Annotated in this window: 13 protein-coding genes; 3 read left to right on the forward strand and 10 right to left on the reverse strand. The window is 42.9% G+C overall.

Features of this window, described 5'->3' with window-relative positions:
- Positions 1 to 2: 2 nt before the first annotated feature.
- The 10 genes from tagF to KCV09_RS07725 all read right to left on the reverse strand — a co-directional run bounded on the left by tagF (position 3) and on the right by KCV09_RS07725 (position 12,785).
- Positions 3 to 962 carry a type VI secretion system-associated protein TagF gene (tagF, locus tag KCV09_RS07680; RefSeq protein WP_212514991.1) on the reverse strand — a complete coding sequence of 320 codons (960 nt, stop codon included), beginning with the start codon at positions 960 to 962 and terminating at the stop codon, positions 3 to 5.
- A gap of 34 nt (positions 963 to 996) precedes the next feature.
- The gene (gene tssM / locus KCV09_RS07685) at positions 997 to 4,818 is read right to left on the reverse strand and encodes a type VI secretion system membrane subunit TssM (RefSeq protein WP_212514992.1); all 3,822 of its coding nucleotides are present in this window, start codon (positions 4,816 to 4,818) and stop codon (positions 997 to 999) included.
- 40 nt (positions 4,819 to 4,858) lie between these two features.
- A complete protein-coding gene (locus KCV09_RS07690; protein ID WP_212514993.1) occupies positions 4,859 to 6,262 on the reverse strand; it encodes a hypothetical protein in 1,404 nt (467 codons plus the stop codon).
- On the reverse strand, positions 6,259 to 7,257 hold the full coding sequence (gene tssG, locus KCV09_RS07695; protein ID WP_151796235.1) for a type VI secretion system baseplate subunit TssG: 999 nt from the start codon (positions 7,255 to 7,257) through the stop codon (positions 6,259 to 6,261). Before tssG ends, KCV09_RS07690 begins: the two co-directional genes overlap by 4 nt.
- Positions 7,221 to 9,032 (reverse strand): type VI secretion system baseplate subunit TssF, encoded by a 1,812-nt coding sequence (tssF, locus tag KCV09_RS07700; protein WP_212514994.1) that lies wholly within the window; start codon positions 9,030 to 9,032, stop codon positions 7,221 to 7,223. The genes tssG and tssF overlap by 37 nt, the downstream gene beginning before the upstream one ends.
- Before the next feature lie 11 nt (positions 9,033 to 9,043).
- Positions 9,044 to 9,517, reverse strand: a complete 474-nt coding sequence (tssE, locus tag KCV09_RS07705; protein ID WP_039910098.1) for a type VI secretion system baseplate subunit TssE — start codon at positions 9,515 to 9,517, stop codon at positions 9,044 to 9,046.
- A gap of 69 nt (positions 9,518 to 9,586) precedes the next feature.
- Complete coding sequence (locus KCV09_RS07710; protein ID WP_004939568.1) at positions 9,587 to 10,090, reverse strand: Hcp family type VI secretion system effector; 504 nt, start codon at positions 10,088 to 10,090, stop codon at positions 9,587 to 9,589.
- 45 nt (positions 10,091 to 10,135) lie between these two features.
- Complete coding sequence (tssC, locus tag KCV09_RS07715) at positions 10,136 to 11,620, reverse strand: type VI secretion system contractile sheath large subunit (RefSeq protein ID WP_004939570.1); 1,485 nt, start codon at positions 11,618 to 11,620, stop codon at positions 10,136 to 10,138.
- Complete coding sequence (gene tssB / locus KCV09_RS07720; protein WP_004939573.1) at positions 11,613 to 12,116, reverse strand: type VI secretion system contractile sheath small subunit; 504 nt, start codon at positions 12,114 to 12,116, stop codon at positions 11,613 to 11,615. Before tssB ends, tssC begins: the two co-directional genes overlap by 8 nt.
- 21 nt (positions 12,117 to 12,137) lie before the next feature.
- Positions 12,138 to 12,785, reverse strand: a complete 648-nt coding sequence (locus KCV09_RS07725; RefSeq protein WP_088459297.1) for a hypothetical protein — start codon at positions 12,783 to 12,785, stop codon at positions 12,138 to 12,140.
- A 389-nt stretch (positions 12,786 to 13,174) separates the two neighbouring features.
- Here KCV09_RS07725 and tssH point away from each other — a divergent pair, with 389 nt between their 5' ends.
- The 3 genes from tssH to tssK are packed head-to-tail and all read left to right on the forward strand — an operon-like array spanning position 13,175 to position 18,340.
- Positions 13,175 to 15,838, forward strand: coding sequence for a type VI secretion system ATPase TssH (gene tssH, locus KCV09_RS07730; protein ID WP_407651957.1), 2,664 nt, complete (start codon positions 13,175 to 13,177; stop codon positions 15,836 to 15,838).
- A 17-nt stretch (positions 15,839 to 15,855) separates the two neighbouring features.
- Positions 15,856 to 16,956 carry a type VI secretion system protein TssA gene (gene tssA / locus KCV09_RS07735; RefSeq protein WP_212514996.1) on the forward strand — a complete coding sequence of 367 codons (1,101 nt, stop codon included), beginning with the start codon at positions 15,856 to 15,858 and terminating at the stop codon, positions 16,954 to 16,956.
- Positions 16,957 to 16,972: 16 nt separating this feature from the next.
- Complete coding sequence (tssK, locus tag KCV09_RS07740; protein ID WP_004939583.1) at positions 16,973 to 18,340, forward strand: type VI secretion system baseplate subunit TssK; 1,368 nt, start codon at positions 16,973 to 16,975, stop codon at positions 18,338 to 18,340.
- Positions 18,341 to 18,349 lie beyond the last annotated feature (9 nt).

Below are 18,349 nucleotides of genomic sequence, written 5' to 3' on the forward strand. Positions count from 1 at the left end.
GATTATTCATCTAAAAATGTTTGTCTAAAGAGCTTCAAGCCTTGTGACAGGCTTAACTGCCGCTGACACAGCGATTGCTCCAAGGTGGCCAGTCCCGCATTTTGTTCAAGGTAGCGGTCAATCCACTGAGCTTCAACCAGCGAAACCCAATGTGAACTTTGCATGTTTTGCACAAACAGATCACTCAGTGCCAGTATGTCGGCACCTTGAAACCCAAACAAAAGTACCGGCTGCTCACGATGCAACAATCCAATTAACACTTCGGTGTTGTCTTGCTTTAGAAAACGCCCAATTAAACTGACCCAAAAAGCGGCAATTTCATAGCAATACATCGGATTATTGAGCGGCAGAACCAACACCTTATTTAGCTGCTTGGTTCCATTTTTTAAAATCGGTTGCAGCAACAAACCCAAACCAATCATGCTTTGTGCCAGCTGATATACATTCATTTTCATCAGTTGTGCAAATGAATGCATGGTGTGGTTTTCATAAAATCCTGCATATTCCTCAGCAGTAAAAACCTGTGCCTGTGCTGGCAGTTGATTGAGTTTGTCCATTAAAATGCCCGGCTCACGTATGGTTTTGATCACCTTGTTTTTTTGATACAAATCGACCAGCAGCATTTTGTAGCGATACGGCGCAAACAAGATATTCTGATAAGGCTGCTCCACATCCATCAATTGACCCAGCACCATTGGAAAAGCACGTCCAGAACTGTCCTGACTGGTAATCAGATTGGCAGCCAGAAACATCTTTTCCTGTGGGTTGGCAATAAAAAAGTCTAGCGCTGGAAAATCGGTATAGCGAGCTTTGAATTCAGGCGCTTGCATTGCATTTTCCAGTGCCTCCGTGATCCATTGATCAATCAATTGGAGCAGTGAGGGCTGTCCTTTACTTTTTAGAAAGTCGCCACGTGCTGGACTTTTACCAAAATACAAGGGAGTGGTATTTACGTGCTGCATACATTCCTCCCTATGTCAGACTGGTTGTTTCTCATTATGGGCGTGCTCCCGTCGCTGGTGCCTGTGCCCCAGCAGCTGGTGTATTGTTGGTTGAAGGTACAGTGGGTGCTTGCTGAGCAGCCACTACACGAACCGCCTTGGTGGTGGTGACTTTATCGACCAGTTGTAAGCCCGTATAACCACGGCTTGAGCCAATATTGCCAGAGTGATTACCGCTGATGAGTCTGAAATTCACTTTGACCATCAGATTTGGATCGGTTTTACTTTTCCACGTCATCTCAAAACTACCATTTTGCTCTTTGCGCTGTGCACGGTCGATCAGTCGATTAATGCCATACTCACCCGGCTCATCAAAAATGGTATGGGTTTTTCCTTGTAAATCGACTGCTGTAATACGAGCACCCGGTATTGCACCTTGATTTGGCCAAACAAAATTGACCCACTGTTGAATACCGTTCTCGTAGGTCATACGTTGGCCGTCGATATCAATCGTATACGAGCTGAACTGGCTATTCGGTAATGGATAAAATTGGAAGTTAGACTGAGCTGCCGCTGGTGCAGCAGCAGGCGTTTGATTTAATTCGCCTGTTGCCATGCCATTAATCGGCGCAACATAACGCTGGAAATTCATCACAAACTGAGGATTTAAGCTAATGCCCAAGTCTTTCCATGTTTTTGAGGTCAGTGTATAGCCACGTCGAATCACTAGCGGATCCAGATTTTCTTTAACAAAGCGCGCAATGCTGCCACTTTCACCAAAAATTTGCCCGATTTCAGCATTGGTGGCCTGCAAGGTAGCCGATGAATTAAACGGATATTTCTGACCTAAATTGGTACTAAATGGCTGATAGGCCTGCATGGTCCATAATTTATTAATTTCGTCTTGTGCAGGTACAATCAGACTGTCAAAAGACTGCGTCAGCGGCGTCACTAAAAAGCGTTGCAACATCTGCTGATCCAGCTCATTTGCGCCGACCGAGATTTTTTCATCAATCAATTTCTGTGTGACATTAAACACCGAAGTTTGATCGTTGATGGTTTGTTTCACCAAAGTGATTGCACTTGGGCCAATCTCACCCGCATTTTTCAGCTCGTTGAATTTACTACGCACTTGCGCGAGATTTTCAAGGTATTCATCTAACAGTGATTTGTTTTGCTGATCATCGCGTTTGCGCACCAGTTGATAAAACATCTGATATTGCTGTGAGATCTGCCCTTGGGCTTTGCTCATGGCTTGTTGCTTGAGCTTATCATCATCACGATTAAGCACTTTGCGTTTAAACCATGCAATAAAACCTTTTTGCGGTGCAGCCAGTTCGGCCTGAACCACCGGGTTATCCCAGTTGGTTTCTATTGCAACCCGATCAAGAAAGGTACGAATCGGTGAATTTTGCGGTTCACCCAAAACATCAATATTTTTCACTTGCTGGCTAAATTGAGTGGCTTTGGCGTAATGCACACCATTTAAAAACTTACGCCATTCTGCGATATAGTCTTGTTTATATAACGCCACCAATTGTTTGCGAATCTGCTCTGGGCTTCCCGAAAAGGTCAGGTCATCCGATTGGCGGCTATTGAGTACCCAGTCTTTGGTGTCTGTAGGTTTATTGGCGACTTCATCAATAGCGGTTTCGATATAGTCAGTCCATGCCTTATGAGTGAACATTCCCGGGAGCGCATAACTGCCTAGGATAATTCCTTTACTGTTTTCACCCACAATCTGCGAGACAGTTAATGCAGGATAACGCACAGCAGCACGCATTTTAATTTCGTTATACACACGATCACGCGCAGGCATTCCCCGAATTACGGCCAATAAGACCTGACGTGTTTGATCGACCAGTTGGCTATCGGCTTGTAACACCGGGAAATTTGAATCGGTGGTCAGTGTCAGTGCGTAAGATAAAATTTGTTCAGCTTTTTGGATCATTTCACCGCGCGGCATCTGACCTTTATTGGCATCTAGCCAAGAGCGCCAGAAACGCGTCACTTGATCATTTAAATGGCTCGATTCGCGGTACTGCGGATTACTCATCATCAGATACGCTTTGAGTGCATTATAGGCATCTTGCGGATTGCTGTCTGATGGCTCGAGATACTGCTGTGTTTTTGCGACTTGTTTGATCTCGACATTAGAATGATTGGCTTTAAGCGACTCTTCATTGCCTTTTACACGTTGCAAATACTGTGCAATATTTTGCTGCGTAGGTATCAATACAATTTGACCAACACCATTGAGATACTCGGCACGCAGTTGCTCACGCAAGCGATTACCTTGATACAAACCAAAACTAAATTTGAGCGGGCGATGCTGATCAAACTCATCAAGCTGTTGCAATCGTTCTTGTAAAATCAACAGTGCATCCAACTGGGTCGAGAGTTGCTGACCGGAAGTTTTTTCTAATTGCACCACTTTGTTTAAATCGGCCTGCACATCTTGAATCAGTTGCTGATTATTGCGATATGACCAGACCCATACCCCCAAAATTAACGCAACCCCCACTAACGAACCAATAAAGGCAACGTGGCGCTGACGTTTTTTGGCTGGATTGATGTGCTGTTTGACCAGTTCTTTATCACGCAAAATCACATCGGAAAATAATCCTTTTAAGAAATAACCGTGATTCTGAATCTGCGATTGAGTTGCGTGTGGCTGTTCGGGATGTTCAATGGCCGATAAGCGAAACTCCTGAGCAATCTGCTCGGTCATCGGGCTTTCGACCACACCCTCTTGTAAGGCACTGGTAAAATAAAAGCCGCGAAATACGGGTTGGAACTGGTACGGATTATCTTCAAATAGGGTTGAAACAAAGCTTCTTAATGCGGGTTTAAGTGTTTTAAACTCAAGTGGGAAGGTCATGACGCTCGGTGAAATATTTTGCGCATGACGCCGGCTTAGATGTGTCGTACTGACCCCTTTTAGCCCTTCATACAAAACATTGTAATGATGATCAAAAAGATCCACAGCATTTTGCGATGAGTTTTGCTCATACGGCAGTGTAGCGCCCCAAGCCTGATTGTATTCTTGCGCTTCGTAGCAATCGAAAAATTCGGTAAACCCTGCAATTAAATCCATCTTTGAAAAGACCAGATAAACCGGAACAATTACTTCAAGCTTTTCGGTCAGATCTTGTATACGCGCACGTAAGTTTTTCGCAAGCTTGAGCGAACTTTCAGGACTTTGACTAATGAGCTCTGCAATACTCACAATCACAATTAGTCCATTCACAGGTGCCTTCGGGCGATTTTTTTTCAATAGGCTTAAAAAGCCCAACCACTCAGAGTGATCTTCTGAGTACACCGAGTAGCGCCCCGCGGTATCCAGTAAAATACCGTCAGTCGAAAAAAACCAGTCGCAGTTTCGCGTTCCGCTGAGTCCCGCAGAGACCATTTTCTGATGGTTCTCTTCAAAAGGAAACTTTAAGCCAGAATTATAAATTGCAGAACTTTTTCCCGCAGCAGGATTCCCGATCACCATGTACCACGGCAGCTCATACAATGCCGCGTTGCCCTTCTTATCTCCAAGGCGAGACTTACGAATCAGTTGAACCGACTCTTTCATTTGTTGCTGCATCAAATGCAGTTCGTCTTTATTGTTAGGTGAATGCGTTTCTGTTTCGATTTCTTTTTCAATCGCCTGTGCCAGTTCTTCTCCTTGTTTGGCATGTCGGCGACGCTGAATTAACCAGTAAATACCATATGCAAGCAGCATCAGCACGTACAAAGCCAGCAAAATCCAGAAAATGGTCTGGGGAATATATGAATACGATGAAATTAGCGCCACCAGCAACGACAGTGCGATGATCGCTTTTGGATTAGTGATGTACTGCCACAAGTAGCCTAAAATTGTATACATCGTGTTCTCATTTCAAATTTAAAATTAAAAAAAGTTAAGGTCATGCAGCAGCCTCATCCTTGGTTTCAACCTCAGCCACTGGATTTTGAATGACCGTTAATGTTTGATCTGTTGTACTCACCACCACATTAAGCGGCGGGAGAGTTGCTTGCATCGCCAGCATCGTGGCATAGATTTTTGCCACCTGCTGAGTGTCGGCATTGAGCGCGCACGGATAGAGATAGTGATGCGCCTCAATTGAAGTTTGTTGAAAAAAATGATCGAGTTTTTTGCTCAAATTGAATTGTGTTGCTGGCTCAAGCACATACACAAAAGGATCTTCCGCTTCATACTGCGCATGTGTTTCCAGATTTAAATCACAGAGTGCAGCGTGAGCGTGCGCAGCAGCTTTACAGACATTCAGATGCTTGATAGGTTCTAAGCCTTCAATCACCACGGTCTCTGCTGCTATACAACAGCTACTGATAAACTCGGCCGGTACGTGATTTTCTTTTTGCCAGAAGCGCTCGTCTATTACATCCTGATCAATTTCCGAATCGACTGCTGCCACCCAATACACTTCATTTGGTTTACTTGTAATTTCTCGAAGTAAACTGTTCCATTTAGAATAAGCCGAAACTGAACTCACAAATTGATACTCAATCATGAGCTGCTCTGGATTTAAGCCGTACTGCGTAAGCTGTGCATAGATCAGCGAATTGGCATGCTCATCCTGCCAAATGTGTAGCAAGTCTTCAGGCAAAAATAGTTGTAGCGTTAAACGATCGAGCTGCTGTACAGGTGGCGTGAATATCGCGGATTCAAGCTCAGGTGTATCGGCTTGCTCATTTTTCCAACCTGGATGAACACGATAGTCATAACTTTCCTGTGTGTCATAAAATAATGCAGAACGATTTAAATGCGCGGCAATCGACTCAAACACCGATTGATGCTGTTCGAGTTGATGCTGAATCAAGCTATAAATTCGCTCCTGACGAAGCGCAAGCTCCGATTCATCGTCAGCCAAAACTAAATCTGCAATGCGATATGACAAAATAGGCAAACCATAAGAATTGGTCAGCTCACTATCTAAACTTGGACTTTGATAAGCCACAATCGCCTCAAGAATATCCGTGTTTTCACCACTTGCGGCATAGGCAGATGCGGCAAAAACATTCAGCTTAAGCCACTCGGGCACTTCTGCCTGCACGGCTTGAGCAGGTATTTCCTGAGCATGTTGCGGCTGCATTGAAGCTTGCTGCTGACGATTTTGATATGCACGATAGGCGCGATAAAGAAGCCATGGACTTAAGATCAAAAGCCCCAGTACAAGAGGCAGTACAAACAGATACAGCCATAAATCGGTACTGCTTGGATCAAACTGACTGTCCTTCCAGTAAAGAATCACTACACTGATAACCAGTAGCAAAACACCCAGCAACACCCATATTATTTTTTTAATCATGCAACCACCCCGATCAAGGCATAGCAGGTGTCATCACGATCTTGCCCAGATGCTGCCGACATCAAAAAAGCACCTTGTCCTAGCCCCTGCTCATGCACTGAACTCAATTGAAATGGTTGTACATCTTCATGTTTTAAAATCAGACGTACATCGACCAATAGCGTCGGGTTACTCCATGTTTGTAAAATTTGTTTTAATCGCTGGCTATGCTCACCAGACGGCAAAAAACGCAAGTAATCCTGACGTTGCAGTGGACCAATCTGGATCTCAATTTTGCCATCCATCTGCTCTACTTGATCACCACAGAAGGTATTCACGCCCAACAAGCTCGGGTTTTGTCCGCCTAAAGAAGTTTTCTGTGCATCGTTTAAGGCAAACTTTTCCCGAATAAACTCTTGAACTTTTACTTGCTGTTTAAAAATACAACGTAGCATGGTACTGAGTGCATAAGCCGTATGGTTTTGCCCCTGCATTAAGCCTGCAAATTCTGCGAAGTATTCGTCTAACTCTGGCTGCTGATGCTGCTCGGCAATATAGCCATTCAGTGCATGCAAAATCTTTAAATAATGATTTTCTTCTTCAATTTCATAGCGAAGCGGTAAATGATGTACCAGACTGGCATCTACATACTGGGCAGACAAAGTGTGGTTAAATAGACCTAAAAAGGCTTGGGTTTCTTTACGTTGAGGTCGTGCACTGCGCTTGACTTTGTTGGTATAGGTATAAGGCAATGCGCCTTGCGTTCCAGTTAAGCCGACAATCAGATTGACCAGTTCGATACGATCATTTTCTTGTGCCAGATGCTCAATTTCAGTGGCAGGAAAACCTAATTCTAACGATGTACCAAAATAAAAATGCGATGCCCAGCGACGCTGATTGAGGCGAAATGGTACATGTCGTAGTAAACGGATGGCCTGAATAAATTCGAATTTTTTAGGTGTCTGAAACAGGTTTTCTGTTACAGAAGTGCTTTGCCACCAACGTTCTGAACGCATTGGTATAACTCCTGTTGACGTTGACTGTCCCAAATCACCACATCGACAAAACTGTTCATTTGAACTTTTAAATTGAAGATATGACTGAGCAACTGACTGAAAATATATACGCTGTGCCCACGAAAAACTGTAGGATCAACATAAACATTGGCTTTGATCCCTCGCACAAACATAGGAAAAGGTTTGGCCTCGACTAGCTTGTGCGTTAATTCAAACTGGATTTGTTTGATGGCATGAATCAGTAATGTATTTTCTTTAGAATGTGGCAAATTATAGAGCGCTAAAAGTTCCTTTAGATGCGACAGGCTATCGCCTTTCATGAGTGCCAGCGTATTGAGTGATAAATGCGAAATAATTCGCCACTGCTCATTTTTATTTTGTTCAAACTGATACGGCATGGTAGGTCGTTTTAAAACCGTTGCACGGCGTGCCAGCGTACTGTTGTTTAGATTGAGCGTGGTGTGTGTTTGTCCCAAGACCTCGTGTGGAAGGTCCCAGTTTGAACACAACAATTGCGTACTCACGTAGTCTGAAGACGTATTAAATGGTTCCAGCTGTTTTGAAACAATTGTAAATCGGGTCTGCATCCGGCTCGAACTGCTTATTTTTTGCTGATTCAATGCATAAAAAAACTTAACCGTCTGAGGGTGATAATGACTCATGGCGAAAAAAGGTAAAACAGGTGTGGTGATCTGTTCCTGATTACTTTTCTCGCGAATCATCTGCATATTTTGAATAGCATACACCTGATAGGCATCAGGATAATGAGCATCGGTCAACAATGAATATTCAAGTTGCTGATGATTGATCTTTTGTGGTTCGGCCTGTTTTTCAAAAAGATTGATAATCGGTGTGGTAAAGAGTTTGAAGTTTTCAGTGACAAGTTCAGAGTAATTACGAACGCTCGCTGTATCATTCAAGTTGAGTTTAAGATGAACTGATAGCTCAAAATCAGACTGGCCCGACAAGAACGACTTGAGTAAAGAAAGATTAAGCTTTAAATAATTGAATTTTTCTGGAAAGCAAAAATATTCCATCAACAACCGATAAGCATGATGGGTATGCTGATCAATCGGCAGTAAGGCCTGCTCTTCTTCAAAGCCCATGATCTGAAATGGATTCGGAATACTATGCGTCTGGCGGTTTACAGTAATCGAAAACTGGGTCTCTGTTTTAAATAACTGATCGAGTACTTGAAGCGGAAAATTAGAAATACTGTCCAGATAAATCGGTAATTGTTCATCAAGCAGCCATGTCTGCGCCGGATTTAAAAGATCAAAATGAAAATTAAAGCTGGCATTTTGGCTCAAGTGTGCACGAGCACTGTCTAATGTTTTAAATTCAACCCGTGCCAGTTGAATGGGCAATAAGCGTACATCGTAGGTGGTGTTAAATTCGCACTGCACGCCTCGAAAGCTGCGCGATTTCAAACGTGTTTGTGCCGGAATAAGATGTGGCTCGGTCAATTGTTTGAGTTTCTGAGGATCATCAAAACTCACCACACTACAGGCTGGAAAGTGTCGCAAATATTGCGGAAACATCACCTCAAATAATGAGCGGGTAAAAATGTCGTGGCTGTCTGTAATTTTTTTATCAATACGCGCCGCAATTAAAGAAAAGGCCTGAATCAAGCGCTCGATATGCGGATCATCAATCTGTTCTTGATTGAGCGCGAGACGCTGTGCAATTTTAGGATATTTCTGCGCAAACTCACGCGATTGCTGACCAAACTCTTGAAGCTGTTTTTCATAGTAGGGTAAAAGTTCTTCTATCACAGCAGCTCCACTTAGCTTTGAGCAGAAATTACATATTGTTGTGTGGTTGGTTTCAGCAAGGCATCAAATACCACTGGTTCATATAATGGGTGGATATTCAGATAGGCCTGAATACTCAAACACAATGCGCCCATATTATGACCATCAAGCAACATCTCGACCTTGACCTGCTTTAAGCGAGGCTCATGTGCGGCAATCGATTGTTCGATTGATTGACAGATTTTTTCCCGATCCATTGGATTGGCTGTCGATAAACCGACAAAGTCGATAATGCCAAACTGCAAAATAGATTTTTGAGCCAATGGATAGTGATCCATGACATGGTCCATTTTTGCAATGCGGCTGTTGAGCAAATCTTCTAAATCACGTGCCACAGATTCGCGCAATTGTTGTACGGACAAACCGCTTAAGTCTTCTTGTTCAGGGGCAAGTCGATCAAACAGTGTCGAACGAAATCCAAATGGATATAAATGATCTAGATTCATTTTCTCAAACATGAAAAACCAGATAGAGAACAATCGAAATTGTTCTCTATCCAGCTCGAAGTTAATGCATTATGCTGCGTAAGACGCGGTGTTGTTAGACAACGACCATTTCTTGGTAACGGCACCCTTCGCTGTACCATTGATGTCTTGCTGGTTGTAAGTCCACTCTACTGCTGCGTACTTAAGACCAAACGTTTCAGTCGGTACACCTTCTTCATTTACAGTTGGTGTCACGCTTGATACCAAGACATGCTTCAATTTAATCTGCAAGTACTTGATTCGTTTGTCGCCATTGGCACGGTAAAAGTCGATCTGTACTTCGTCGAAAGTGTAACCCGCTGAACATGCTTCCCAAAGTTTTGGACTTGTTGCATCCAAATCTTTTACAAAGAGCATGTCTGAGTGTTCAACACGTTCTGCTGTATGACCACCGACGCTACTTGAAGTTGCTGATTTTGGCTGACGAATGTTATGAGCCCATGAATTGACTTCTAGCCAGTCTTTGTGCTCAGCATCACGTGACTCGCCATCCACCTTGTATTTACCACGAAATTGAACGTATATATCTTTCATTTCAAAATTATCCTATTGTAATTTAAAGTTATTATGAGCTGTTCTCTAATTTGAGGACTGCGGAAGTTCCGTGACTAGTCTTAAAGAAACTGACAACTCATCCAGCTGGAAGTGGGGTCTTAAAAAGACCACCGATTTGTAGTGTCCCGGTTGTGCCGGATCTTCTACAACCTTTACAGATGCCTCACGAAGTGGGTATTGCGCTTTTGCTTCTTGTGAAGCTCCATCATCAAGCAATACATACTGAGACAGCCATTCATTCAAGAAGGCTTCTACGTTCCCTGCTGAAGCAAAACTTCCGACTTTATCGCGCATCATTGCTTTTAAGTAATGTGCAATACGCGATACGGCCATGATGTATTGAATTTGACTCGACAATGCGGAATTGGCATTTGCAGTATCACTGTCGTACTTTTTCGGTTTTTGTGTCGATTGCGCACCAAAAAATGCAGCGTAATCGGTATTTTTACAATGTACTAACGGAATAAAGCCTAAATCGCTCAGCTCTTTTTCACGACGGTCTGTAATCGCAATTTCAGTTGGGCATTTAAATGCCACCTCGCCGTCATGCGTTTTAAAGGTGTGTACAGGCAGGCCTTCGACCAATCCGCCACCTTCAACACCACGAATCGCGGCACACCAGCCGTGTAAATCAAACGCATTGGTGAGTCGAGTACCAAAGGCATAAGCGGCATTCATCCACAAATAATCGTGGTGATCTTGACCTGTCACATCCTCTGCAAAGTTAAAGCCTTCAGTGGCTGTACCTTCTTTCGGATGATACGGCAGACGACCCAAAACACGTGGCATCGTCAACGCTACATAGCGCGCGTCTTCACTGTCTCGAAACGAACGCCATTGTACATATTCGGCCGTTTCAAAAATTTTCGATACATCACGAGGGCGATCAATATCTGTATAAGACTCCAATCCAAACATATTTGGATCGGCAGCCGAGATAAACGGCGCATGAGCCGCAGCAGCTACATGTGAAATTTGCTCAAGCAGATACATGTCCGATGGCGTGCGGTCAAACTCGAAATCACCAATCAACGCCGAATAAGGTGCACCCCCAAAAGAGCCGTATTCTTCTTCATAAATCTTTTTAAACAAGGTACTTTGATCGAAATCGGTTGCACCCTGAAAATCCTTAATCAGCTCTTTTTTTGTGGTATTGAGCATGCGGATTTTGATTAATGGATTTGACGGTGTTTCTTGGCAGAAATAGTAGAGTCCACGCCAAGTCGATTCAATTTTTTGAAACTTTTCATGATGCATAATTTCGCTAAGCTGCTGGGAAATCAAGGCATCAATCTCTGCAATTCGTTTGTCAATTGACAAGGTCATGTTTTCAGAGACGGTAATGGTACCTGCCATCACCTCTTTGGCCAATTCACCAATAAGGCTTTTGGCACGTGTATGCTCTTCATCATTACGAGCAATGCGGCTTTGCTCGACAATTGAATCGAGCAAAGGTGTACTTTGAGTCTCGACTGCTGCCGCTGTATTGGCCAGTTGTGAATTACTCATGATCCACCTCATTGCTTAATTTACGCACTTGATCAGTATTTTTCAGCACTTCATCGAGTAAATCTTCAAGTCGCTCATTATTCGAAATTTTATTACGCAAATCGGTCAGACGCTCACGTGCTTCGACCAGCTTACGTAATGGCTCAACTTGTTGAGCCACATGCTCTGGGCGAAAGTCATCCATCGAATTAAAGGTTAAATCCACATGCATTCGTCCGCCTTGTTCAGTTAAGGTATTCCCTACATCAAACGCGGCACGAGGTGCCATGGATTGCATCACATCGTCAATATTGTCTAAATCAACGTTAATAAATTTTTTATCTTTTAATTTGGTTTTTTCAACTTCTGACGCCGCAGAAAAATCTCCCATTACGCCTACCACAAATGGCAACTCTTTTGCTTCTTTGCCATCACCAATCTCAACGTCATAGGTGAGTTGTACACGTGGTGGTCGAATTCGTTGAAGCTTCTTTTGTACGCTTTCTCTTTTCGCCATGGTCAATTTTCCTGTGTCAAATTACTTTAAAGAATCAAATGGACTTGCACTTGATTTCGATGCGGGAGCGGCGGCTTTGGCTGGAGCCGGGCTTGACGCTTTTGGTTTAGGCGTACTTTTTGTAGAACGCTTCGTGCTGGACGTTGCAGCTACACGTTGGGCACGTGCTTTATTTCTGAGTGATTCATCGGTGATGGGTTTGAGGTTTGAGGTATCTGGCGCAGGAACAGCACTTTTAATCGCGTCGGCAAGTTCTTTCGCGGGTGGATAAGTCGTGTCTTCAGTGAGAAAACGCATTTCAGTGTTACGCATATCTTTTAAGCTTGTATTGGCAATCGCAACGCTCGATAAGAAAGTGACGTCTGTGAGGAGATTTCCGCGAACATTCTGCTGCTTGAGTTGATTGACCAAATACAGCGCATTCATATTTTGTCCGATTTGATGAAAACGCATCGCAGCCTGAGCCAATAAATCATTTTTACGATCGGCATTTTTTTTATCACACACTTGTGCATAAAGTGAAAGTAGGGCTTGATCTGTTTGCCCTGCAGCCTGCGGATAATCACGTATACAGCTCTTTTTCAGCTTAATATTTTCATCGTTTGCATGAGCAGAATTTAAAAATGTTAAGCCAACTAAAATCACTGAAAATACAATACTTTTTCTCAAAATATGCCTCTTAATCATTTAAATTTTTTAGGGAAAGACATTACAATTTTTTGTCAATCACAAATCTGCTCATCAATTTTTATAAAATTCGAACGTGCGGATTCTATCAAAAAACACACCAAGCTCGTCAAGACTAATCTGTCTATTTATTTTAAAACTTTATTTAACACGCAATCAATAATCAATACAAGAGAGTTTAATACAATCAACTTCATCTACCCATTAATGTTTTTTTTCGGTAGAATAAAAAAGCAAAACGCACCTAAAAAAGTATAATTTATTTAAAATCAATAAATTATACATAAAAAATGGTGTTTTATTTTTTAGAAGATGTGAATTTTCTTATTCAAGATTCTAGTAAATATTAATAAAACGACCTGAGATTTATGATGAGCAACTTAAAAATTCTAATTACCAAATTATCGAGTAACTCTCGGACAGCATTAGAAAAATCAGCAAACTCATGTATTTTGTTACAAAACTTTGAAATTGAAATCGAACACCTGTTTTTAGAGCTTTTAAATCAAAGCAGCAATAACGATTTAAAAATTTTACTAAATAAATACAAAATTAATTTAGATGAACTTTCAAGTGATTTAAATCAATCACTTAACACCCTGCCTAAGGGAAATAATCGCACGCCAATTTTCTCAAAATCAATTGTTCGATTATTGGAACAGGCTTGGTTAGTTGCATCAGCAGATCAAACTCCGATTATTCGAAGTGGCCATTTATTGGTCGCGCTATTAACAGCAGCCGATCTTTATCAAATTGCGATTCGTGCATCGGAACGTTTTGAGGATATTCCAGTTGAATTACTCAAACATAAATTTCTCGAAGAGTGTGAACACAGCCCAGAAAATATTCATCACGAAGACGTTAATCCTACACCTGCAAAAGCGTCAGATACCAAACAAAAAACGCCAGCACTCGATTTATACACCATCAATCTAACCGATAAAGCTAAAAATGGTGCAATTGATCCTGTAATTGGCCGTGAAAATGAAATTCGCTTAATGCTGGATATTTTGATGCGTCGACGTCAGAACAATCCGATTTTAACTGGTGAACCAGGCGTGGGAAAAACCGCGGTGGTTGAAGGGCTTGCACTCAAGATTGCACAGGGTCAGGTACCGAGTGCCCTACTCAATGTACACTTGCATACCTTGGATATGGGGCTGCTACAAGCAGGCGCAAGTGTAAAAGGTGAATTTGAAAATCGTTTAAAACAAGTGATTCAAGAAGTTCAATCTTCGACGCATCCTATTATTTTGTTCATTGACGAGGCACATACCCTGATTGGTGCAGGCGGACAAGCCGGGCAAAATGATGCTGCCAACCTTTTAAAGCCTGCCCTTGCGCGGGGTGAGCTTCGAACAATCGCAGCAACCACGTGGGCAGAATACAAACAATATTTTGAAAAAGATGCTGCGCTCAGCCGTCGCTTTCAGGTCATTAAAGTTGAAGAACCGTCTGAAGAAGTTGCGGTTGACATGCTGCGCGCCATGATTCCAGTCATGCAGCAGCATTTTAATTTACATATCGACGATGAGGCGATTGTGACAGCCGTACAGGCCTCGCATCGCTACATCAGCGGTCGTCAGCTCCCAGACAAAGCCATCAGTGTGCTCGATACCGCCGCAGCGCGTGTCGCACTGACACAAAATGCACAGCCGGTGATGCTCGATCAGCTACAGGCCGAACTACATAATCTTCAACTTGAACACGATTTATTAACGCATGAGCATCGCCACTCTGCGGCACATGAGCAGCGTTTAAACAGCTTGAATCAGGATATTCAAGCTGTAAATCATCAGATCCAAGCCGTACAAGCACGCTGGCAGCAAGAGCTTGAACTGGTTAAAAAAATTCAGGATATTCAAAAAAATAGTGAAAATTTAGAGGATTATTCAGCTCAGCTTTTGCCATTGCGTAGTAGCTTACAACAGCTTCAGGGCAATGAGCCATTGGTGTTTGAACGTGTGACTGCACAGATGATTAACCAGATTATTTCCGACTGGACCGGTATTCCAATGGGTAATATGGTACATGACGAAATTCAACATATCCTGACGCTCAAAGATAAATTAGAACAGCGCGTAATAGGACAAGACTATGCGCTTGAACAGCTCGTGCAGGGAATTAAAACCTCTAAAGCTCGTTTGGAAGATCCCAATAAGCCACAAGGCGTATTTTTACTGGTAGGACCAAGTGGTGTCGGTAAAACAGAAACTGCACTTGCACTTGCAAATGAGCTTTATGGTGGTGAACAACACCTGATTACCATCAATATGTCTGAATACCAAGAAGCACATACCGTTTCATCCCTAAAAGGTGCGCCTCCAGGCTATGTCGGTTACGGTCAAGGTGGCGTGTTAACCGAAGCTGTGCGTCGTCATCCGTACAGCGTGGTATTACTCGATGAAATTGAAAAAGCCCATAGCGATGTTCAAGAGCTGTTTTATCAGGTGTTTGATAAAGGCATGCTTGAGGATGGTGAAGGCCGGTTAATCGACTTTAAAAATACCACCCTCATTCTGACCTCAAATGCGGGTTCAAGCAGCATCATGAAAACGTGTATTAACCGCCCAGTCGAGGAATGGCCAAGTGCGATTGAATTGATTGAACAACTTAAACCAAGTTTATATCAGCACTTTAAACCGGCATTTTTAGGACGTATGCGAATTGTGCCCTATTTTCCATTGCACGATGAGTTACTGATTCAAATTATCCGCCATAAACTCGATAAAATTGTCCACCGTTTGACGGCCCAGTACAGTACAGAGGTGGAGTATTCAGATGATGTGGTTGAACTCATTTTGATGCGTTGTACCGAAGTCGATAGTGGTGCGCGTAATGTTGATCATATTTTAAATGCAAGTGTATTACCAGCACTTGCCACCCACATTTTGATGGCGTTGGCCGATCAAAACCTACCAAAACGAATTGTAATAGATACCCAAGACGATGAAATCGTCTACCAGCTTGATCCTGTTGAAAAAAAATCGAGTAAAAAACGTGTCGTCAAAACGACTAAAGTGTCTGAAGCGTGAGTCTATAGAGTAATGCTATGCAACTAAATTTGTCAGAATTGCTAAATCCAATTACTGAACACTCGCCATGTGGAGAGGATTATTCATTCTCCAATGAATTTCATCGGATCAAGCAGGCCAGAACACAAGATGATCTGCTGCTTGATCAGGGAGATTGGGTTACCGCACCCAAACAGGCCAACTGGGAATTGGTCATTGAGACATCGACAGATTTATTGCAACAGCACACCAAAGATATTCGTTTACTCACTTGGCTCATTGAAGGCTGGGCAAATCTGGCTGGATTTGAAGGTATTGCCAAAGGCGTAGAGCTGAGTCATCTGCTCCTCGATCGTTACTGGGATTCGATTCATCCGGTGATTGAAGATCAGGATTTAGACCAGCGTTTGGGGCTATTACAGGGATTAATTAATCAGCTTCCAATGCTTGTAAAAAAAGTACCTCTGATCAATACAGCACCTCATTATGCATTGCTGCAATACGAAAGTTTTCTTTACCATCAGAATATTCGTAGAAAGCAAAGCGATGAATACTCCGATTCAGATGCACCAAATGAACTTGAAGTATTTGAGCAAGCGCTGTTTAACACTTCAAAAAGTTTTCAATATCAAAACTATCAGTCATTTAAAGAAATTCTTGAGCAATGGCATAGCTTAAAACAGGTACTTGATACACATATGGGGCTTGATGCGCCAAGCTATGCTGCAATTGATTCGAGTCTGGAGGGAATTGATGTGACCCTGCGTAAAATTTATAAGGCCGATACGTTCGATACTGCGCCAAGCCAAACCTCCTCCATATCTGATCAAAACCACAATGATGTTGTCGCTTTAGACCAAAGTAACCATCCTGTAGCACAGCCTGTATCCTCACAGTTTCAGCCAGTTGCTCAAAGCCATATTGAAAACCGCGAACAGGCCATTCGCGTACTACAGCAAATTTCGGACTATTTTCAAACCAATGAACCGCATAGCCCTGTCAGTTATATGCTGCAAAAAACCATTAAATGGAGTCAGATGCCGCTACACGAATGGCTGGCCCAAGTGATTAAGGATGAACATCCGCTTCAACAAATACATGATGCATTGGGTGTTCAAACCCAAAATGAATACGAATAAATGTGGGTAAAAACATATGTTTAAAGCAGAAAAAATCCTCTGGGGCGAAGGATTGTTTTTACGTCCACAGCATTTTCAAATTCAGGATAGCTATCATGAGCAGCGCCTGAATCAAACCATTCGGTCAACCATTCCATTTGCATATGGTATTCGGCAACTGCGTTTTGACGAGTTACAACTCGGTACGCACGTGCTGGCACTCGAAAGCATTGAAATGATTTGGCAAGACGGCGAGATTTATCACGCACCGAGTACAGATTTATTGCCGGAACCTTTGTTACTTGATGATCTGAATTTCCGTGGTGAAATGACGATTTATCTGACGCTACCTGTGGTTCAACCCAATAAAAAGAACATGAGTCATGATCAAGAACAGCAGCATTCGGGGCGTTATGCATCGCATCTTGCACATACACATGACTTGTTTACCGATGCTCAACCTGCCGACATCACCTTACTCCGACGTCGTGCCGTATTACGCTTACTCGATCCAGTCGCAGATCCAATCAGCCAGTTAGAGGGTTTTTTATACCTCCCGATTGGACGCATCAAACGTCATAGCTCTGGCGCTTTCGAACTGGATCAGAAGTTTATTGCACCGCTACTCCATATCGAAGCTTCAGAGGCCTTAACCTCTAATTTAAAACGTACGCTGAATGTCATTCGCGCCAAAATTAAAACGATTCAGACCAACAATCGCGAAAACGAACAGAAACTCATCGAATTTCGCTCTGGCGATATTGTCTCGTTCTGGTTGGTCAATGCACTGAATACAGCGCATGCCACATTAAGCCATTTTTTGCAGTATCCTCAAATTCATCCAGAGCGGCTTTTCTTTGAGTTGTTACGCCTAACAGGGTCTTTACTGACGTTTTCAACCGCTTATGAAGTCGATCAGTTGCCTTCATATCGCCATCATCAATTACAGCATAGTTTTCAAGAGCTGGATGTCATTTTACGCGATTTGCTAGATACGATTATTTCGAGTCGATATATCAGTATTGCGCTTAAGGAAATTCGTCCTTCTTACTGGTTGGGTAGTCTTGAATCAGACAAAATCACCCGAGATACACGGCTGTATATCGCAGTGTCGAGCAGCATGATGCAAACCCACGAACTGGTTCAGATCGTGCCGTTACGCTTTAAAGTGGGCAGTACAGTGGATGTCGAGCAACGCGTGGTGGCAGCCCTACCTGCCATACCATTGCATCATCTGATGCAGGTGCCGACCGCTATTCCCGTGCGCTCTGGGGTAAGTTATTTCGAAATTGAACCACATCACGATCTGTATCAACGCATGCTGGAATCCGAATCGATCTGTTTATACGTTCCATCGGGTTTTCAAGATATTAGCATTGAATTGATTGCTGTGATGAACGCCTAAGGAGAATCT

It is taken from the genome of Acinetobacter soli, from assembly GCF_018139125.1.
In the GTDB taxonomy this organism is placed as follows: domain Bacteria; phylum Pseudomonadota; class Gammaproteobacteria; order Pseudomonadales; family Moraxellaceae; genus Acinetobacter; species Acinetobacter soli.